This window comes from Castellaniella sp. (assembly GCF_034675905.1).
Classification (GTDB): Bacteria; Pseudomonadota; Gammaproteobacteria; order Burkholderiales; family Burkholderiaceae_B; genus Castellaniella.
Window position 1 is genome coordinate 97,752 of record NZ_JAUCCV010000007.1, and the last position, 18,776, is coordinate 116,527.

Sequence of the window (18,776 nt, forward strand, 5' to 3'; positions counted from 1 at the left end):
ACCCAGTTCAGTTGTCTTCGCGCCCAGAATACGGGGTCGGATCCACACCGGGTTCGGGGGCCGGATGCGCCCCGGCATGCTGGATGGCATAGGCGAACAGGCGTTCGTTGTTCTGGCCGTATTCCACCACGTCGTTGCACACGGCGCCGATGGCCTGGGCATCATCGGCCAAGGCCGGGTCGCCGGAGTGCAGATGACGGAACCACAGGAACAAGCCGGTCTTCTGGTCACCCAGCGTATCGCACAGGCAATCGTACAAAGCATCCAGATTGCCGCCGAAGAACTCGGGATAATCGATGGCCTTGACCACCGCCCGCAACACAGCGGAACGGCTACGCGCCCGGTCGCAGTCCACCACAAAAGCCGCCAGGCCAGCCTCGGCGGCGGCCGTCAGCGCATCCTGTTCGGACACGGCCTGGGCGTCTACGACACCCTGGGCGAACATTTTGCTTATCTGGGCCAGACTCATGCGGGCCACTCCTTGAAAAAAGCGATGATTTCATCAGCACGATTCATGCTGTCTGCCCTGCCCAATGCGATCAGGTCCTTGGTATAGCCTGCTTCGAACAATAAATAGGATGCCAGCGCCCCGCCTGCCGCCTCGGGTTTGCGCGGCGACACCCCCAACACCCTGAACAAGGTCTGCACGGCGCGCGGCAATTCGTGCAGGTGTTCCAGCGCCATTTCGTCCAGAGAGCGACTGGGAGCGATCATCAGGGTATGGATGGGCCGCAATGACTCGCTTTTTAATCCATTTGCAGGGATTCGCGCAAGCAGCCCATTGATTCGCTCCATGCGCTCCATGTCGACCGAAATGCCGTCCAGGAAAATATTGGACAAGGTATGGCCGGCAATCTGCGCCAGACTGGGGTATGCGGGGCTGAGTTCGCGGATGCCAGGCTGTGTTTCGTCCTGGTAGTTGGTGCTGATGACGAAGACCCGTTCGGCGCCCAGGTGAATGGCCGGGCTGATGGGCGCCAGCTGGCGCATCGAACCATCGCCACACCACAGGGTCCGGTCGCCCACCAGGATCGCCCGCGCAGGAAACACGAAAGGAATGGCGCTGGACGCCAGCAGATGATCCACCCCGATGGAACAGGACACAGCCCGGCGCAGGGTGCGCGTCCAGGGCAGGATGCTGCCTTCGCCCGCCTGATAGAACGTCAGGTGTTCGCCAGTCGTATACGCGGCGGCGGTGATGGCCAGGGCTTTCAGGTGCCCGCGATCCAGATTGGTCCGCAGCCGGGGAAAGCTGAGCGTCCTGCTCAGCAGGCCTGACAGCGGCTCGTTGTCCAGCAGGGAATGCGGCGCGTAGCGGGACAGCTGCGGGCGAATCCATCCCAGGGTGAGCATGCCCAGCCACTGCAGGCCGGTGCGCACCAGGCGGGGGGCGTCTGAATAATAAACGTCGCGCGTATGCAAGGACTGCCACAGCGCGCACAGATGATCGATGGCTCGGTGCGGCTGATGAGCGCGACACGCCAGGGCGGCGGCATTGATGGCCCCGGCCGAGGTGCCGCAGACGATGTCGAAAGGATTACGGAACCCAGGGGCGCCATCCGGATCCAGCACCTGCAGGATGCCGGCCAGCACACCTGCCTGGTAGGCGGCGCGGGCGCCGCCCCCAGTCAGGACCAGACCGATCTGAGGCCGATCAGGATCGCCGTGGCTTATTGGCATCGACCACCGTCAAGGCCGCCATATTGACGATCCGGCGCACCGTCGAGCTGGATGTCAGGATGTGGACCGGCGCATTGGCGCCCAGCAGGAACGGCCCGACCGCCACATTGCCGCCAGCGGCGGTCTTGAGCAGGTTGTAGGCGATATTGCCGGCATCCACGCTGGGGCAGATCAGCAGATTGGCTTCACCCTTCAAGGTGGTCGACGGCAGGATGCGCTGCCGCAAGGCCGGATCCAGCGCGCAATCGCCGTGCATTTCACCGTCGATTTCCAGGCCAGGGTCGCGTTCGCGCACCAGATCCAGCGCCGCACGCATCTTTTCGCCGGAAGACGAACTGCCCGTCCCGAAGTTCGAACGCGACAGCAAGGCGACTTTGGGTTCGATGTTCAGGCGGCGCATTTCTTCGGCGGCCATCAGGGTGATGTCCGCAATCTGCGTGGCATCCGGATTGTCGTTGACGTGCGTATCGGCCAGCGCGATGGTGCGCTCATCCAACAGCAGGATGTTCATGGCCGCATAGGTCTGCGCTCCCGGCTGCAAGCCCAGGACTTCGTCGATGAAGCGTAGATGATTGGCATACGATCCGACCGTGCCGCAGATCATGCCGTCGGCGTCGCCCACACGCACCATCATGGCGCCGATCAGGGTCAGGCGGCGGCGCATTTCCACCCGCGCCATTTCCTTGGTGATGCCGCGCCGGCACATCATTTCCCAGTACATGGTCCAGTAATGATGGAAGCGTTCATCGTGTTCGGGATTGGTAACCTCGACGTCCTCGCCCAGACGGATGCGCAGGCCGTATTTTTCGATACGGGCCGCCAACACCGCCGGCCGGCCGATCAAGATCGGTTTGGCCAGGCGTTCGTCGACCACGATCTGCACGGCGCGCAGCACGCGTTCGTCTTCGCCCTCGGCAAAAACGATGCGGGATTTTCCGCCCTCGCGCACCATGGCGCGCGCCGCCGAGAACAAGGGCTTCATGAAGGCGCCGGAATGGTAGACGAACTGTTCCAGCTGGCCGGCGTAGCTGTCCAGATCGGCCAGCGGGCGCGTCGCCACGCCATCGTCCATGGCCGCCTTGGCGACGGCGGGGGAAATGCGTACGATCAGGCGCGGATCAAAGGGCTTGGGAATGAAGTAATTGGCGCCGAAAGACACGTCGTACAGGCCATAGGCGGCCGCCACGACGTCGTTTTGCTCTTCGCGGGCCAGCTTGCAGATCGCCATGACGGCGGCTTTTTCCATGCCGCGCGTGATGGTGGTCGCCCCCACGTCCAGCGCACCCCGGAAAATATACGGGAAGCACAAGACATTATTGACCTGGTTGGGGAAATCGGACCGGCCGGTGGCGATCACGACATCGTCGCGCACCGCCAGGGCGTCGGCCGGCAGGATTTCCGGATTGGGATTGGCCAGCGCCAGCACCAGCGGGCGGGCCGCCATTTTCTTGACCATCTCGGGCTTGAGCACGCCGCCCGCCGACAAGCCCAGGAACACATCGGCGTCGCCGATGATGTCGCCCAGCGTGCGGGCGTCGGTCTTTTGCGCAAAACGGGCCTTTTTGGGATCCATCAAGACCGTGCGGCCTTCGTAGACCACGCCCTCGATGTCGGACACCCAGATGTGTTCCAGCGGCAGGCCCATGTCCATCATGAGTTCCAGGCAGCCCAGAGCAGCCGCCCCGGCGCCGGACACCACGACCTTGACCTTGGCGATGTCCTTGCCGACGACTTCCAGGCCGTTGATGAATGCCGCCGTCACGCAGATGGCCGTGCCGTGCTGGTCATCATGGAAGACCGGAATCTTCATGCGTTCGCGCAGTTTGCGCTCGACCTCGAAACATTCAGGCGCCTTGATGTCTTCCAGGTTGATGCCGCCGAATGTGGGTTCCAGCCCGGCGATGATATCCACCAGCTTGTCGGGGTCCTGTTCGTTGATCTCGATGTCGAAAACATCCAGGCCGGAGAATTTTTTGAACAGCACGGCCTTGCCTTCCATGACGGGCTTGGAGGCCAGCGCCCCGATATTGCCCAGGCCCAGCACCGCCGTCCCGTTGGTGATCACCCCCACCAGGTTGCCGCGCGCGGTGTAGCGAAAAGCATTATGGGCATCGTCGACGATGGCCTCGCAGGCCGCCGCTACCCCGGGGGAATAGGCCAGCGCCAGATCCCGCTGGTTGGACAGCTGCTTGGTGGGTGTCACCGAGATTTTGCCGGGACGGCCATGTTCGTGATATTCGAGCGCCGCCGCGCGCAGGGATTCGTCCATCGTGGTGCCTTGTCTAGTGTTATATGAGGGGTGATGCCATTCTAGCTGCTTGCATCGATCAGGGGTATGGCCCGCAGTGCATGCCGTTCATGTGTCGACGCCATGCAGATCCTGGCCCTGCGCCGGAAACAGCCCGTCGGGGTCGAACAAGGCCCGCACGGCCCGGTCCGTCTCCCGCTGCGCCGCACCGGGTCCCGGGCGATTGCCATAGCGGGATTCATAGGGCCGTTCGGCTGGCGCGCCCAGCCGCTCGTCAAATACCAGCCATTCGACCCAGCCCAATTCCCCGCCGTGTCCCAACAGCAGATGGGCCAGATTGACCGTCCGCCCTGCAAGCGGACTGAGCGCATCAAGCCGGTAGCGGGCATCCCAGTACGAATCCTCGGCGCCCTGCAGGTTGGCGCTCAATTCAAACAGACGCGGGATCATGCCCTGCACACGCAGATTGTCCAAGGGCTTGCGATTGTCCACGCCGAACGCCCCCAGATTGGCCTGAGTGCCATCGGCCAGCAGCAGCAAGGCATGCGTCAGGCCGCTATCCGCCGTCTGGCCGCAGGCCCAATCGCAACTGCGCCGATCCGCCAGCCAGGCGGCCACAGTCAGGTGCGCCGGCTGATCGCGAAACTGGGGCAGGCCGGCGGATTCCAGATCGCCCACCAGGCAGCCCGGCTGCACGAACCAGCGCGGATCCTCCGGCCCCAGGCGTTCGCAGCGGGCCATGGCCGAGCCTGGTTCCAGCCATAGGACCGGCGCATCATCCAGGGAACTGGCGCAAGGCACGCCATCAAGCGCCATCGTGATGCCGTATTCGCGGCACAGGGCGCGCGCCTGATAGACATCCTGCATATGACCGGGCACCAGCCGGGCGCTGCCGGCAGATGTGGAAAAGTCATATACCTGCCCCTGAGCGACCCGACGCAGGCGGGACAGAAAGGCGTCCCACGGGGATTGCTCGGCACGGCGGCCAACCAGAAAGGCGCGGCGCGACGGTGACTGCATAGAAGGCTCCTGGCCAAGGCTACAATTGGTCTTTTAGACAATGCGGTAGAGATACGTCATGGTCCGACTGGCCGACAGAACCCAACGCACAGTGCCATTTTACGCTGTGGAAGTCCTGAAACAGGCGCAGGCGCTGGCCGCCCAAGGCCGCGACATCGTCAGCCTGGGCATCGGCGAGCCCGATTTCACCGCCCCGCCCCGTGTCCTGGAAACCCTGAACCGGGCAGCCGATGCCGGGCTCAGCGGCTACACGGCCCCGGTCGGCATCCCGGCCCTGCGCGAGGCCATCTCCCACTATTACGACACGCATTTCGGCGCCCGGGTCGACCCATCCCGCATCCTGATCACCGCAGGGGCGTCCGGCGCGCTGCTGCTGGCCACGCTGGCCCTGATCAATCCCGGCGACGAGGTCCTGATGCCCGACCCGTCCTACCCCGCCAACCAGAACTTCATCACGGCGGCCGGCGGGACCGCGCGGCTGATCCCCACCAGCGCCGAACACCGCTTCCAGCTGCGAGCCGAAGACATAGATGCTCATTGGGGGCCGGCCACCCGGGGCGTGCTGATCGCCTCGCCCAGCAACCCGACGGGCACGTCCATGCCCCGCGAGGCCCTGCGGGCGCTGATCGCTGCCGTACGCGCCCGCGGGGGGTTTGTCATCATGGACGAAATCTACCTGGGCCTGTACTACGACGGCGTCCCGCAAAGCGCCCTGACGCTGGACGATGACCTGGTGGTCATCAACAGCTTTTCAAAATACTTTCACATGACGGGGTGGCGTCTGGGGTGGCTGATGGCCCCGGCCGCCCTGATGCCGGCCATCGAACGGCTGGCCGCCAGTCTGGCGATCTGCGCCCCGGCGCTGGCCCAGCACGCCGCGCTTAGCTGCTTCGAACCCGAGGTCATGCAGATCTACGAACGCCGGCGTTTGTCCTTCAAGGAACGGCGCGACTATCTGCTGCCGGAATTCGCACGGCTCGGCCTGGATGTCCCCGCCGCGCCGGATGGGGCTTTTTATATTTTTGCCGACATCCATGCCTTTGGCCTGGATAGCGCCGAATTCTGCCGCCGCCTGCTGAACGAAGCCGGGGTTGCGTCCGTCCCCGGGCTGGATTTCGGCCAGGCCCATGCCGCCCGGACGGTACGCTTTTCCTATGCGACCGGGCTGGATCGCTTGCGCGAAGCGATTACGCGGATGGAAGTGTTTTTAGACGCCTTGCGATCCCCTGCCGCTTCGGCGGCGCAGACACACCGCGCATAAGGGATTGGGGCCGTCATCAGCCCTGCGACGCGTGTCAGTTCTTGCCCAGCGGTATACCGGATGCCAAGGCAATGCGGCGGCGTTCGGCCAGGACCTTGGCCCCATAGCCGCCATCGCTGGGGCCGGACGCCCCGACATAACAAGACAGGCCGCCCTCGACCGAGCCGCGCCGGCGGATGCAATCCGCCAGGATCTGGGCCCCGATGCGGATGTTGACCACCGGATTGAAAATCGCCGATGGTCCGCCATGCACCCGCAGCTTGTCGCGGTGCACGCTGCTCATGACCTGCATCAGGCCTTGCGCCCCGACCGAGCTTTCCACAAAGGGGTTGTAGCGGGACTCAATAGCGATGACGGCCAGCAGCAATTGGGGATCTACCCGGCGTTCTTTCCCGACCGCAAAGGCCGTGCGCACCAAGGCCCCCGACACGCTGGAAGCGATCCGGTATTTACGTGACAGATAGCTGCGCAGCCCCTGGGCCTGGGCGGTGGTCACGCCAGGGATGGCTTGGTCGCGCATGCTGGCGGACAAGGCCTGCATGAAATCCGCTGGGCCTGAAGGCGCTGCCGCCGCCGGCGCCTGATCGCCGGAGGCCGGCGGCTGATCCGGCGCCGCCGTGTCGTCCGCCGTATCCGCCGGCGCCGTGCCATTCGATCCCTGCACCTGATCCGTCGGCGGCGTCCAGGCATAATCGGCATCGCCGCCGCCATAGACCGTACCATCCGCCTGGAACATGGCCAGGACCACCTGATGCAGTTGCTGGGACTGCTGGCGCATCGAAGGCAGGACCAGGCTCAAGCCCAGCGTCGTCAATACGGCCAGCCCCAGGTAAATGGCGCTGACATGGATGAATTCATTGACGGGAGAGAGCACGGCGCGCATGCCGTGCTGCAGGCGCTCAGCCAGCAACCTTGCGACCATGGGCGCCTCCGGCAGCCGTTCGGGCGGGGGGAATGGTAATCTTTGGCACGTCGACACTGTAACCTGATTGAGCACACTCTGTGAAATACCGCGACCTTCGGGACTTCATCGCCCAACTCGAGCGCCAGGGCCAGCTCAAACGCATCCGCCACCCGGTCTCCACCACGCTGGAAATGACGGAAATCAGCGACCGCGTGCTGCGCGCCGGCGGCCCCGCCCTGCTGTTCGAACAGGCGCAGCATGCGGGCCGGACCAGCCCCATTCCCGTGTTGACGAACCTGTTCGGCACCCCGCAGCGCGTGGCCTGGGGCATGGGCGCCGAAGACGTCTCGGCCTTGCGCGACACGGGCGAACTGCTGGCCTCGCTGCGTGAACCGACGCCGCCCCACGGCATGCGCGACGCCCTGTCGAAAGTCGCGATGCTGAAAGCGGCGCTGTGGGACATGAACCCGCGCCAGGTGCGTTCCGCTCCCTGCCAGGAAGTCGTCATCGAAGCTGATCAGGTCGACTTGCACGACCTGCCGCTGCAAAGCTGCTGGCCGGGCGACGTGGCGCCGCTATTGACCTGGGGGCTGGTCATTACGCGCGGCCCGAATGCACGGCGTCAGAACCTGGGCATCTACCGCCAGCAACTGATCGGCCGCAACAAACTGATCATGCGCTGGCTGTCGCATCGCGGCGGCGCACTGGATTTCCGCGATCACTGCCTGGCCCACCCCGGCCAGCCTTTTCCCATCGCCGTGGCGCTGGGCACTGATCCGGCCACCCTGCTGGCCGCCGTCACCCCGATTCCCGACAGCCTGTCCGAATATCAGTTCGCCGGCCTGCTGCGAGGTTCCCGCACCGAACTGGCCGCCGCCCTGGGCAGCGGCCTGCAAGTGCCCGCCCAGGCGGAAATCGTCCTGGAAGGCCATATCCTGCCCTCCTCCGACCCCAGAGCCATCGCTCCCACGGTCCCCGACGGGGTATCCCCGCCAGCCGGCGCCGACTATGAAATGGCGCTGGAAGGCCCGTATGGGGATCACACGGGCTACTACAACGAACAGGACTGGTTCCCGGTCTTGACGGTCGAGCGCATCACCCACCGGCGCCAGCCGATCTATCACAGCACCTACACCGGCAAGCCGCCTGACGAACCGGCGGTGCTGGGCGTGGCGCTGAACGAAGTGTTCGTGCCGCTGCTCAAGCGCCAGTTTCCCGAAATCACCGATTTCTACCTGCCCCCGGAAGGCTGCAGCTACCGGCTGGCGGTGGTCTCGATCCGCAAGCAGTACCCGGGCCACGCCAAACGTATCCTGTTCGGCCTATGGAGCGTGCTGCGCCAGTTCATGTACACCAAGTTCATCATCGTGGTGGACGAGGACATCGATGTACGCAACTGGTCCGAGGTCATCTGGGCCATGACGACCCGCATGGACCCGGTGCGCGACACCCTGCTGGTGGAAAACACACCCATCGATTATCTGGATTTCGCCTCGCCGGTGTCGGGTCTGGGCGGCAAGATGGGGCTGGACGCCACCAACAAATGGCCGGGCGAGACCCAGCGCGAATGGGGACGACCGATCACCATGTCCGCCGACGTCAAGCAGCGGGTGGACGCCATGTGGGATCAGCTCGGCCTGGCCTGACAGGGATCAGGCGTTCTCGTCCTGAGAGCCGTTGCGCTTGCCCAGCCAGACCAGCCCGGCGATCAGCGCGGTTTTCAGGATGATCCTGCGCCGGCCGGTCTTGCCCAGAGCGGACCCCAGCAAAGACCCCATCATCGGATAGCGCCGCAACAGCCGCCAGCCGACACTTAACCAGCCCAGGCCGGAAGCCTGCAGATGGTCGCTGGCCTGCGCCGCCAGCGCGCGGGGCTGTACGGCGCCCGCCAGGCGGCAGGCGCTCTGGCGCAAGGCCAGACGCTCGTAGCCCGCCTGCAGGCGTAGCAGTTCAATACGCAAGCGACGGTCTCGGGCGCTGGAGGTACGCACTACAGGCTGATTCATGGCATCCCCCGGGAATCCGGATCGTCAGCGGCGCGATCCGCCGGCTCACCCGGCGACGCCGGCCGCGCCAGCCCCAAGGATCGGGCATCCTGACGCAACACATCCGCCGTCACGGCAAAGGGAGCCGGGTCGTGCCGCAGCCGGCGCAGCACAGCCACCACCAAGCCCGCCCCCGCCACTGCATAGGCCAAGGCCAGCAGCCCCAGCGCCAGGAAGCGATATTCAGTCGGCCAGAAATACAGGGCCACGGCCAAGGTGGCGACCAGCAGCGCCAGCCCCAGGCAGAGGGCGGCCGCCAACAGCAGCGCCAACTGGCCCAACAAGCGGTCACGCGCCTCTTGGGCTTCCAGGCTGAGCAATTCCAGGCGGGTGCTGATCAGCGCGGCGCCATTTGCTGCCAGATCTGCCAATGCGCGGCTGAACGCCCCCATGAGCATCAGCGCCGCGACAACAAAGCGCCCAGCAGTAAACCGGCGACACCCGCCATCCCCACGGCCTTCCAGGGATTGGCCTGGACATATTCATCGGTATCCTGTACGACTTTGCGGCCCTGTTCGAGCAGATCGGCCTGCGTCTCGGACAAGACGGCACGGCCTTGATCCAGCGCCTGCAAGGCCTTGGTGCGCAGATCGACGGCCTTGTCGCCCGTGGTCTCAGCGGCCTCGCGCAGCAGTTTTTCCGCCTGATCCAGGCTGGATTTCAGATCCTCGATCAGTGCGTCGCCGGCAGACTGGGTGGCAATGCGCTTGCGTGTAGCCATGAGAAACTCCTTGAATCGGGCTGAAGAATTTCTATCCTACCCGATCAAGCGGCATCCATGTGTCAAGAACTGTGTGGGCCTGCGCCAGATCAACGTGCGCAAACACGCGGCCTATTCGGTCTTTTGCCGCGTACCGAAAATACGGTCGCCCGCATCCCCAAGGCCTGGAATGATGTAGCCATCCTCGTTCAGATGACTATCGATGGAAGCCGTATAGATGTGTACATCCGGATGAGCGCGTTCGACGGCGGCGATGCCCTCGGGCGCTGCCACCAGCACCAGCGCACGCACATTGCGGCTGCCGGCCTGCTTCAGCATATCGATGGCAGCCACCATCGAACCGCCCGTCGCCAGCATGGGGTCGACGATCAGCGCCAAGCGTTGGTCCAGCTGGCCGACCAGTTTTTCCAAATAGGGCTGCGCCTGCAGGGTTTCCTCGTTGCGGGCAATGCCCACGGCGCTGACCTTGGCCCCTGGGATCAGGCTGAGCACGCCGTCCAGCATGCCGATGCCGGCGCGCAGAATGGGCACGACCGTCACTTTTTTCCCGGCCAGTTTTTCCACGTCCAGTTCACCCGCCCAGCCGGTGATGCGAGCCGGTTCCAGGGGCAGATCCTTGGTGGCCTCGTAGGTCAGCAAAGCGCCGATTTCCTGCGCCATTTCACGGAAATTCTTGGTGCTGAGATCGGCGCGGCGCATCAGGCCCAGTTTGTGGCGGATCAGAGGATGGTGGATTTGATGGATGGGCATGGCGGCTCAGTCGGCAAAGAGGTGTCGGCCTGCAGTGTACCCCCACTGCAAACCGCCACGCACCGTCGCGCATTCAATCCGGAATCACCGCCGTAACCTCGATCTCGACCTTGGCCCGGTCCTCGATCAGAGCGGCGACCTGCACCGCCGTCATGGCGGCATTGAAACTGCCGATCAGCTCGCGAAAGGCCTTGCCGATTTCGGGATAGGCGGCCACATATTCCTGTTTGTCCGTCACGTACCAGGTCATGCGCACGATGTGTTCGGGTTTGGCGCCGCCCTCGGCCAGCACCTCGACGATATTCTGCAGCGCCTGGCGCACCTGACCGGCCACATCATCCGTATGAAACACCCCGTGGGCATCCCAGCCTATCATGCCGGCCACGAAAATCTGGCGACCGCGCACGGACACGCCATTGGCATATCCCTTGGGCCGGGGCCAATCCGGGGGAAGTAGAACTTGCATGAGAACTCCTTGATTCAAGAAACCATGAGAAGGGACGGATCAGGCGGGCTCGTGCAGCTTGAAGCGCTGCAGCTTGCCGGTCTGAGTGCGCGGCAAAGCGTCCACGAAATCCAGAGCGCGCGGATATTTGTAGGGGGCGATGCTGGCCTTGACGAAATCCTGCAGGGTTTTCTTCATGTCTTCCCCCGCCGTCTGCCCGGGCCGCAACACGACGAATGCCTTGACCAGTTGGCCGCGGTCGTGATCGGGCACGCCGATGACCGCGCACTCGGCCACCGCCGGGTGCTGCATCAGCGCGTCTTCGACGTCAGGCGCGGCGATGTTGTAGCCCGACGAGATGATCATGTCGTCGGTGCGCGCCTGATAGCAGAAATAGCCGTCGGCATCCATCACATAGGCGTCGCCCGTCAGATTCCAGCCGTTCTGCACATACTTGCGCTGCCGCTCGTCATTCAGATAGCGGCAGCCCGTCGGCCCCCGCACCGCCAGACGTCCGATGGCGCCGGGCGGCACTTCCTGGCCTGACTCATCCACGATTTTGGCTTGATAGCCGGGTACCGGCGTGCCGGTCGCACCGGGGCGCGCATGGGCCTCGTCATGGGAAATGAAGATGTGCAGCATTTCGGTGGAGCCGATGCCATCGATCAGCTCGATGCCGGTGGCTTCTTTCCAGGCAGCCCGGGTCGACGCCGGCAGGGCTTCGCCCGCCGATACGCATTTGCGCAAGGCCGAGCGGCGCAATTCCGTGCCGCGCACCGCCAGGGTCCGATACGAGGTCGGCGCCGTGAACAACACCGTCGCGCCGAACGTCTGGATGGCTTCCAGCAATTGCGGCGGGCTGGCCTTTTCCAGCAGGACGGTCGATGCGCCGACAGACAGGGGAAACAGCAGCAGCCCGCCCAACCCGAAGGTGAATGCCAACGGCGGGCTGCCCATGAAGACATCGTCTGCAACGGGGTGCAGCACATGCCGGGGCCAGCACAGGCAGATCGCCATGACGTCCCGGTGGTAGTGCATGGTCGCCTTGGGCACACCGGTCGTGCCCGACGTAAACCCCAGGATGCAGGTGTCGTCCGCCGCCGTCGCTACATTGTCGAAATCGGGGGAGGCGCGCTGCATCAGGGCTTCCAGACCGTCAGGCCCGGTATGGTTGAAGTGCCGGATCTGCCGCAGAACCGGCTGCTCCTGGGCCGCCAACGCCATTTCCTCGAATAGGGCGGCATCGCACAAGGCATGCGAGACCTGCCCGATGTCGATGATGGCTTTCAGTTCCTTGGCCCGCAGCAGCGGCATGGTGGCCACGGCGATGCCGCCCGCCTTGATGACGGCAAACCAGCAGGCCGCCAGCATGGGATTGTTGGGCGCCCGCAGCAGCACACGGTTGCCCGGCGCCAGCCCCATGTCATGCACCAGCACATTGGCGATCCGGTTGGCCTTGTCCTGCAGGTCGGCATAGGTCCAACTGAGACCGGGCGCGCGGATGCACAGGCGGTCCCCCCGGCCTTCGCGCACGTGCCGGTCCAGCAACTCAGTGGCGCAGTTCAGCTGCTCGGGGAACTGCAGTTCGGGAAGATCGAAAAGAAATTCAGGTTGTTGATCCACGGGCGGCAGATGGTCGCGCGCGAAGGTATCCTGGTGGGCACTGCTCATGGTCTTGTCTCCTGATGACGGCTTATCTCTTGTGCTTGCCGGGGCCTTGGAGCCCTCTTGCGGCGTTTCCAGGCGGGCGTCTTATCCAGGCGGCGTCTGCACGGTTTTCAACAGTTCGCGGGCGATGATCAGCTGCTGCACCTCGGTGGCCCCTTCGTAGATTCGCAAGGCACGGATCTCCCGGTACAGGCGTTCGACCGGCTGATCACTGACCACACCCAGGCCGCCGAACAGCTGCACGGCGGCGTCGATGACCTGCTGGGCGTTTTCCGTGGCCGTCATCTTGGCCATGGCGGCTTCGCGCGTCACCGTGCGCCCCTGATCGCGCAACCAGGCGGCGCGGTAAGTCAGCAGCGCCGCGCTGTCGATGGCGGTGGCCATCTGCGCCAGTTTGGCCTGGCTGAGCTGAAAGTCGGCCAGCACGCCCTGAAACATGCGCCGCGTGACAGCCCGGTTCAGCGCTTCGTCCAGCGCCCGACGGGCAAAGCCCAGGGCCGCCGCCGCCACGGACGTGCGGAACACATCCAGGGTGCGCATCGCCAGCTTGAAGCCCTGGCCCGCCGCGCCCAGGCGCTGACTGGCCGGGATGCGGCAATCGGTGAAGCGCAGCCGGGCCAGCGGATGCGGGGCGATGATCTCGATGCGTTCGGCGATCTCAAAACCCGGCGTCCCGGCATCCACGATAAAGGCGGAAATCCCCCGGGCGCCGGGGGCTTCGCCGGTACGAGCGAAGAGCACATAGAAATCCGCAATGCCGCCGTTGGAAATCCAGGTCTTTTCCCCGTTCAGCACATAATGATCGCCCTCTGCCCGCGCCGTGCAGGACAGGGCGGCCACATCCGAACCGGCATCCGGCTCGGACAAGGCAAAGGCGGCGATCGCTGCTCCCTGCACCACGCGCGGCAGGTAGCGCCGACGCTGCTCGGGCGTGCCTTCCAGGGAAATCGCCCCCGAACCCAGCCCCTGCATGGCAAAGGCAAAGTCCGCCAGACCGGAATGACGCGCCAAGGTTTCACGGATCAGGCAGATGGCCCGGGTATCGATGGCATCGCCTGCGCCGCCGTCCGCCGTGCCGGCCACGGCATGCCGCAGCCAGCCGGCGGCGCCCAAGGCCTGCACCAGATCGCGGCAAGCCTGATCCACCGCGCGGCTGTGCACGGGTGCGATGTGCTGCGCCGCCCAGGCATCCAGCGCCAGCGCCAGATCACGATGGCGCGGCTCGAAAAAAGGCCAATCCAGATAGGCGTTGTCGGCCATGATCAATCCCCCTGGAATCGAGGTTTCTGCTTGTCCACGAAGGCGTGGTAGGCGCGGGAAAAATCCTGCGTCAGCATGCAGATCGCCTGGGCCTGGGCTTCGGCCTCGATCGCCTGCTCGATGGTCATGGCCCATTCCTGATGCAGCATGGTCTTGGTGATGCCGTTGGCGAAACTGGGACCTTGCGCCAGCTGCGCTGCCAGCGCCTGGGCATCCGCCAACAGGGCATCGGGCTCGCACAGGCGATTGAAAAAGCCCCAGCGCTCGCCCTCCTCGCCGCCCAGGCTGCGGCCCGTATACAGCAATTCGCTGGCCCGCCCCTGTCCCACGATGCGCGGCAGCATGGCGCACGCCCCCATGTCGCAGCCCGCCAGGCCGACCCGATTGAACAGGAAGGCGGTCTTGCTGCGGACCGTGCCCAGGCGCAGATCGGACGCCATCGTCAGGATGGCCCCGGCGCCCGCGCAGACCCCGTCCACCGCCGCCACGATAGGCTGCGGACACGTCCGCATGGCCTTGACGAGGTCGCCGGTCATGCGGGTGAACATCAACAATTCCGGCGCTTTCAGGCGGACCAGCGGCCCGATGATTTCATGGACGTCGCCGCCGGAACAGAAATTGTCCCCCGCCCCGACCAGCACGACCGTGCGTACATCATCGGCCCACTGCAGTTGATGGAACAGGTCCCGCAATTCGGCATAGCTGTCGAAGGTCAGCGGGTTCTTGCGTTCCGGGCGGTTCAAGGTAATGGTGGCGACGCCGTCTTGCACATCCCACAGAAAATGACGCGCCTGGTAGGATGCCAGCGGCCGGCGGTTGCCGGCCAGCAGGCCAGGGTCGATCGTGGATTCAGTCATGAGCTTTCCTTCGCGCCGGTCGGGCGGTCTTTTTGGCCGTGGCGGCAGCCGCCTCCAGTTCGGGCTGTCGCCGGGCCAGATGCACACGCAGCTGACCCAACAAGGCGTACAGGGTTTCCTTGCTCTCGAGCGGCAAGCCCCGGAACATTTCCGTCAGCCATTTTTCATGCTCCACCGCCATGACGGCGAATTGCTCGCGCCCCTGCGGGGTCAGGCTGACGAAAAAAGAACGACGGTCCTCGGGGTCTTCCACGCGCTGCACCAAACCGTCTTTGACCAGTTCGTCGGTCAGGCCGGTGACATTGCCGCCCGTCACCATCAGATAGCCCGACAGCACTTTCATGCGCAGGCCTTCCGGATGGCGGTCGAGCTGGGCCATATAGTCGAAACGCCGCAGACTGGTCGCGATGCGCGTGCGCAGCAATTTGCGGATCTGCTGTTCGATCTGGTTGGAGCAGGCCAGCAGCCGCAGCCAGATCCGGGTATCCAGATGATCGTCGGCCTGTACGCGGGCCTCCAGACCGATATGCTCGTCGCCCAGGGACTGCATCATCTGCTGATGCTGTTTAGCCAGAGTATTCACGGATCATGCTCCTTTACATCACTTCGCCGCCGCTGACCGAGATCGTCTGCCCGGTCACGGCTGCCGCCCCTGCGCTGCACAGCCAGGCCACGGCATCCGCCACCTCGGCGGGATCGACCAGCCGCCCCTGGGGATTGGATTTGACGAGTGCGGCGCGGGCGTCGGATTCACTACGGCCCGTGCGCGCCACAATGCGGGCGATGCTGTCGCGCACGATATCGGTATCGGTATAGCCGGGGCACACTGCATTGACCGTCACGCCGGTGGCAGCCAGTTCGCGCGCCAGCGACCGGGTCAGGCCGATGACGCCATGCTTGGCCGCGCAATAGGCCGACACATAGGCATAGCCTGTCTGCCCCGCCGTGCTGGCCACATTGACGACGCGGCCCCAGCCGGCCTGCAGCATATCGGGCAGCACCGCCTGGGCGCACAACATCGTGCCCGTCAGATTGACGTCCAGCATGCGCTGCCACAAGGCCATGTCCATCTTCAGAAATGCGGCGCTTTCCGCCTGACCGGCGTTATTCACCAGCAAATGGATCGGGCCAAACCGGGCCCTGGCCTGAGCCAGCGCCTGTTCCAGTTGCGTGCTGTCGGACACATCCGCCGTCACGGCGCAGATGCCATCCGGGTCCTGCGCCGCCAACGCCTGGCCCGACGCGGCGCTGCGGCTCAGGACGGTGACCCGGCAACCTTGCGCCCGCAAGCGCTGCGTGATGGCGGCCCCGATGCCCCGCGCCCCGCCGGTCACCAGCGCATGCTGATCGTTCATGTTCATAGCGAGGCCTTGCCGGCAGCGTGGCGCAAGGCCTGTTCCTGGGCGGCATGTTCGCGCTGGAACAGGCTTTCCATCTGGCGTTTGCCCTGGAAGTACTGGCGCGGCCAAGCCAGATCGGTGTAGCCGATCTTGGCTGCCTCGGTCAGCGTCCAGGCCGGATTGGCCAGATGCGGGCGGGCGATGGCGCACAGATCGGCGCGGCCCGCCGCCAGGATGCTGTTGACGTGATCGGCTTCGCTGATGGCGCCCACCGCAATCGTCGCCACCCCGGCTTCCTGGCGGATGCGGTCGGCCAAGGGAGTCTGGTACATGCGGCCGAACACCGGTTGCTCCTGTTTGCTGACCTGACCGGAAGAACAGTCGATCAGATCCGCGCCGGCATCCTTGAAAGCTTTGGCGATATCCACTGCATCTTGCGCCGTGGTGCCGCCGTCCACCCAATCCGTGGCGGAAATGCGTACCGACATGGGTTTGTCCTGTGGCCAGATGGCCCGCATCACCGTGAAGATTTCCAGGGGATAGCGCAGCCGCTTGGCCAGCGTCCCGCCGTACTCGTCGGCCCGATGGTTGGTCAGCGGCGAAATAAAGGCCGACAGCAGATAACCGTGGGCGCAGTGCAGTTCCAGCCAATCGGCGCCGATCTCGATGGCGGCGCGGGTCGACGCCAGGAACTGATCCCGGACGGTATCCATGTCCTGGCGCGTCATTTCGCGGGCGATCTGGCTGACGCCTTCCAGATACTGCTGCGGCGACGCCGACAGAATGGGCCAATTGCCTGCGGGCAAGGGCAGATCGGTGCCTTCCCAGGCCCGGCGTGTCGAGGCCTTGGGTCCCGCATGCCCGATCTGCAGGCCGAAGCAGGCGTCGGTATTGGCGTGTATCCAGTCGGCAATGCGCTTGAACGCCGCCGTATGATCGGGCCGGTACAGCCCCGGGCAGCCCGGCGTAATACGGCCTTCGGCGCTGACGCAGGCCATCTCGGCAAACACCAGCCCCGCGCCGCCCAGGGCGCGTGCGCCCAAGTGCACCAGATGAAAGTCGCCCACTAGGCCGTCTTCGGCGGAATATTGCGCCATGGGCGAGACCACCACGCGATTCTTCAGGCGCAGACCGCGCACGGCATACGGCGTGAACATGGGCGGCGGCGGGGTCTGGTCATCGGACACCGCCACGCCATCGCGCCGCGCAAACCAGCGCTCGTAGCCTTCCAGCCAGCGCTGATCGCGCAGCCGCAGATTTTCATGACTGATGCGCTGGCTGCGCGTCAGCATGGAATACATGAATTGTTCCGGTTCCAGCTGGTCGCAGTAGCGCTGGCCGCAGACCTCGAACCATTCCATGGCATTCCAGGCGGCATTCTGCAGCCGCAGGGTTTCGATCCGGCGAGCTTCCTGGTAGGCCTCCAGCACCTGGGGAATATGCGCGGGGGTGTCGCCCAGCAAGGTGAACTGGCGGGTGAGTTCGATGGCGTCTTCAATCGCCAGCTTGGTCCCCGAACCGATGGCAAAGTGCGCCGTATGCACGGCATCGCCCATCAGCACGACATGACTGCCGTGTTCGTTGCGCAGCCACCAGTGTTCGCACACCACCCGCTGGAAATTCAGCCAGGCCGAACCGCGCAGGTGCCGCGCATTGGAAATCAGCGGCGCGCCCTGCAGGTTATCGGCAAACAGCTGTTCGCAGAATGCGATGGACTGGTTCTGGTCTGCCTGGTCCAGGCCATGCGCCTGCCAGGTGTCTTCCGTGGTTTCGACAATGAAGGTGGACGTGCTGTCGTCGAACTTATAGATGTGCGCCTGGAACCAGCCATGTTCGGTGCGCTGGAAATCAAAGGTGAAGGCGTCGTACTGGCGATGCGTTCCCAGCCAGATATAGCGATTGGGCCGGGTGACGATATCCGGCTGAAAGACGGATTCGTATTGCTTGCGGATGCGGGAATTGACCCCGTCGGCGGCAATGATCAGATCGGCGTCGGGATAGTCGGTATCGGACTGGACATCGGTTTCGAATACCAGCTGGACCCCCAGCCGTTCACAGCGGGCCTGCAGGATGTTCAGCAGTTTTTTGCGGCCGATTCCCACGAAACCGTGCCCGCCCGAGCGGATGCTGCGTCCTTTGAACAACAGCTCGATATCGTCCCAGTGATTGAAGGCGGCCTGGATTTCATCGGCGGTTTCGGTATCCCACTGGCGCATATTATCCATGGTGGTGTCCGAAAACACCACGCCCCAGCCAAAGGTGTCGTAGGCGCGATTGCGCTCGACCACCGTCACGTCATGGGCCGGATCCAGCTTTTTCATCAGCAGCGCCAGATACAGGCCTGCCGGTCCGCCGCCGATACACACGATCTTCATCATCCGTCTCCTGGTGCCCGACACGCCGATGGGAGATCCCGCCCGGCATATCGAAATTAATTTAGTTTCCGTTAATTTAAAAGTAAACTAATTTTGTGTCAATTGCATCGTCATCAAAAGACAGCCGCGCACGCCAAAGCGCCCTGCTCGCAGAGCAGGGCGCAGGGCCTACACACAACAGGGAAACCAGGGGTGCGCGGGT

The 18,776-nt window shown here is 64.5% G+C and carries 18 protein-coding genes; 2 read left to right on the forward strand and 16 right to left on the reverse strand.

Going from position 1 to position 18,776, the window contains the following annotated elements; translation table 11 throughout:
• Positions 1-7: 7 nt before the first annotated feature.
• The 4 genes from VDP79_RS08125 to VDP79_RS08140 all read right to left on the reverse strand — a co-directional run bounded on the left by VDP79_RS08125 (position 8) and on the right by VDP79_RS08140 (position 4,948).
• Positions 8-469 (reverse strand): barstar family protein, encoded by a 462-nt coding sequence (locus VDP79_RS08125; RefSeq protein ID WP_416233076.1) that lies wholly within the window; start codon positions 467-469, stop codon positions 8-10.
• The gene (locus tag VDP79_RS08130; RefSeq protein ID WP_323017710.1) at positions 466-1,680 is read right to left on the reverse strand and encodes a patatin-like phospholipase family protein; all 1,215 of its coding nucleotides are present in this window, start codon (positions 1,678-1,680) and stop codon (positions 466-468) included. The genes VDP79_RS08125 and VDP79_RS08130 overlap by 4 nt, the downstream gene beginning before the upstream one ends.
• Entirely contained in the window at positions 1,655-3,949 is a 2,295-nt protein-coding gene (locus VDP79_RS08135; protein ID WP_323017711.1) for an NADP-dependent malic enzyme, read from the reverse strand. The genes VDP79_RS08130 and VDP79_RS08135 overlap by 26 nt, the downstream gene beginning before the upstream one ends.
• 87 nt (positions 3,950-4,036) lie before the next feature.
• On the reverse strand, positions 4,037-4,948 hold the full coding sequence (locus VDP79_RS08140; protein WP_323017712.1) for a hypothetical protein: 912 nt from the start codon (positions 4,946-4,948) through the stop codon (positions 4,037-4,039).
• Between the two features lie 58 nt (positions 4,949-5,006).
• Here VDP79_RS08140 and VDP79_RS08145 point away from each other — a divergent pair, with 58 nt between their 5' ends.
• Complete coding sequence (locus tag VDP79_RS08145) at positions 5,007-6,209, forward strand: pyridoxal phosphate-dependent aminotransferase (RefSeq protein ID WP_323017713.1); 1,203 nt, start codon at positions 5,007-5,009, stop codon at positions 6,207-6,209.
• Positions 6,210-6,243: 34 nt separating this feature from the next.
• On the opposite strand, the gene VDP79_RS08150 is transcribed toward VDP79_RS08145, so the two are convergent.
• Positions 6,244-7,131, reverse strand: coding sequence for a transglycosylase SLT domain-containing protein (locus VDP79_RS08150; protein ID WP_323017714.1), 888 nt, complete (start codon positions 7,129-7,131; stop codon positions 6,244-6,246).
• Positions 7,132-7,211: 80 nt separating this feature from the next.
• Here VDP79_RS08150 and ubiD point away from each other — a divergent pair, with 80 nt between their 5' ends.
• Positions 7,212-8,759, forward strand: a complete 1,548-nt coding sequence (gene ubiD, locus VDP79_RS08155; protein WP_323017715.1) for a 4-hydroxy-3-polyprenylbenzoate decarboxylase — start codon at positions 7,212-7,214, stop codon at positions 8,757-8,759.
• Positions 8,760-8,765: 6 nt separating this feature from the next.
• On the opposite strand, the gene VDP79_RS08160 is transcribed toward ubiD, so the two are convergent.
• The 11 genes from VDP79_RS08160 to VDP79_RS08210 form a co-directional block, all read right to left on the reverse strand.
• A complete protein-coding gene (locus VDP79_RS08160) occupies positions 8,766-9,119 on the reverse strand; it encodes a hypothetical protein (protein WP_323017716.1) in 354 nt (117 codons plus the stop codon).
• Entirely contained in the window at positions 9,116-9,550 is a 435-nt protein-coding gene (locus VDP79_RS08165) for a phage holin family protein (RefSeq protein ID WP_323017717.1), read from the reverse strand. Before VDP79_RS08165 ends, VDP79_RS08160 begins: the two co-directional genes overlap by 4 nt.
• A 5-nt stretch (positions 9,551-9,555) precedes the next feature.
• Positions 9,556-9,879 (reverse strand): DUF883 family protein, encoded by a 324-nt coding sequence (locus tag VDP79_RS08170; RefSeq protein WP_323017718.1) that lies wholly within the window; start codon positions 9,877-9,879, stop codon positions 9,556-9,558.
• A 111-nt stretch (positions 9,880-9,990) separates the two neighbouring features.
• Entirely contained in the window at positions 9,991-10,629 is a 639-nt protein-coding gene (upp, locus tag VDP79_RS08175) for a uracil phosphoribosyltransferase (protein ID WP_323017719.1), read from the reverse strand.
• 73 nt (positions 10,630-10,702) lie between these two features.
• Complete coding sequence (locus VDP79_RS08180; protein WP_323017720.1) at positions 10,703-11,095, reverse strand: RidA family protein; 393 nt, start codon at positions 11,093-11,095, stop codon at positions 10,703-10,705.
• Between the two features lie 39 nt (positions 11,096-11,134).
• On the reverse strand, positions 11,135-12,745 hold the full coding sequence (locus tag VDP79_RS08185) for a benzoate-CoA ligase family protein (protein WP_323017721.1): 1,611 nt from the start codon (positions 12,743-12,745) through the stop codon (positions 11,135-11,137).
• Between the two features lie 81 nt (positions 12,746-12,826).
• Complete coding sequence (locus VDP79_RS08190; protein ID WP_323017722.1) at positions 12,827-14,002, reverse strand: acyl-CoA dehydrogenase family protein; 1,176 nt, start codon at positions 14,000-14,002, stop codon at positions 12,827-12,829.
• A 2-nt stretch (positions 14,003-14,004) separates the two neighbouring features.
• Positions 14,005-14,859 carry an enoyl-CoA hydratase family protein gene (locus tag VDP79_RS08195; RefSeq protein WP_323017723.1) on the reverse strand — a complete coding sequence of 285 codons (855 nt, stop codon included), beginning with the start codon at positions 14,857-14,859 and terminating at the stop codon, positions 14,005-14,007.
• Positions 14,852-15,409 carry a MarR family winged helix-turn-helix transcriptional regulator gene (locus tag VDP79_RS08200; protein WP_416233081.1) on the reverse strand — a complete coding sequence of 186 codons (558 nt, stop codon included), beginning with the start codon at positions 15,407-15,409 and terminating at the stop codon, positions 14,852-14,854. Before VDP79_RS08200 ends, VDP79_RS08195 begins: the two co-directional genes overlap by 8 nt.
• A 46-nt stretch (positions 15,410-15,455) precedes the next feature.
• Entirely contained in the window at positions 15,456-16,220 is a 765-nt protein-coding gene (locus tag VDP79_RS08205; protein WP_323017724.1) for an SDR family NAD(P)-dependent oxidoreductase, read from the reverse strand.
• Positions 16,217-18,574, reverse strand: a complete 2,358-nt coding sequence (locus tag VDP79_RS08210; RefSeq protein ID WP_323017773.1) for a bifunctional salicylyl-CoA 5-hydroxylase/oxidoreductase — start codon at positions 18,572-18,574, stop codon at positions 16,217-16,219. The genes VDP79_RS08205 and VDP79_RS08210 overlap by 4 nt, the downstream gene beginning before the upstream one ends.
• Positions 18,575-18,776: the final 202 nt, after the last annotated feature.

Bases quoted from the DNA above. Each gene is read 5' to 3' on its own strand.
- VDP79_RS08125 (WP_416233076.1), bottom strand. From the start codon at position 469: ATGAGTCTGGCCCAGATAAGCAAAATGTTCGCCCAGGGTGTCGTAGAC.
- VDP79_RS08130 (WP_323017710.1), bottom strand. From the start codon at position 1,680: ATGCCAATAAGCCACGGCGATCCTGATCGGCCTCAGATCGGTCTGGTC.
- VDP79_RS08135 (WP_323017711.1), bottom strand. From the start codon at position 3,949: ATGGACGAATCCCTGCGCGCGGCGGCGCTCGAATATCACGAACATGGC.
- VDP79_RS08140 (WP_323017712.1), bottom strand. From the start codon at position 4,948: ATGCAGTCACCGTCGCGCCGCGCCTTTCTGGTTGGCCGCCGTGCCGAG.
- VDP79_RS08145 (WP_323017713.1), top strand. From the start codon at position 5,007: ATGGTCCGACTGGCCGACAGAACCCAACGCACAGTGCCATTTTACGCT.
- VDP79_RS08150 (WP_323017714.1), bottom strand. From the start codon at position 7,131: ATGGTCGCAAGGTTGCTGGCTGAGCGCCTGCAGCACGGCATGCGCGCC.
- VDP79_RS08160 (WP_323017716.1), bottom strand. From the start codon at position 9,119: ATGAATCAGCCTGTAGTGCGTACCTCCAGCGCCCGAGACCGTCGCTTG.
- VDP79_RS08165 (WP_323017717.1), bottom strand. From the start codon at position 9,550: ATGGGGGCGTTCAGCCGCGCATTGGCAGATCTGGCAGCAAATGGCGCC.
- VDP79_RS08170 (WP_323017718.1), bottom strand. From the start codon at position 9,879: ATGGCTACACGCAAGCGCATTGCCACCCAGTCTGCCGGCGACGCACTG.
- upp (WP_323017719.1), bottom strand. From the start codon at position 10,629: ATGCCCATCCATCAAATCCACCATCCTCTGATCCGCCACAAACTGGGC.
- VDP79_RS08180 (WP_323017720.1), bottom strand. From the start codon at position 11,095: ATGCAAGTTCTACTTCCCCCGGATTGGCCCCGGCCCAAGGGATATGCC.
- VDP79_RS08185 (WP_323017721.1), bottom strand. From the start codon at position 12,745: ATGAGCAGTGCCCACCAGGATACCTTCGCGCGCGACCATCTGCCGCCC.
- VDP79_RS08190 (WP_323017722.1), bottom strand. From the start codon at position 14,002: ATGGCCGACAACGCCTATCTGGATTGGCCTTTTTTCGAGCCGCGCCAT.
- VDP79_RS08195 (WP_323017723.1), bottom strand. From the start codon at position 14,859: ATGACTGAATCCACGATCGACCCTGGCCTGCTGGCCGGCAACCGCCGG.
- VDP79_RS08200 (WP_416233081.1), bottom strand. From the start codon at position 15,409: ATGCAGTCCCTGGGCGACGAGCATATCGGTCTGGAGGCCCGCGTACAG.
- VDP79_RS08205 (WP_323017724.1), bottom strand. From the start codon at position 16,220: ATGAACATGAACGATCAGCATGCGCTGGTGACCGGCGGGGCGCGGGGC.
- VDP79_RS08210 (WP_323017773.1), bottom strand. From the start codon at position 18,574: ATGAAGATCGTGTGTATCGGCGGCGGACCGGCAGGCCTGTATCTGGCG.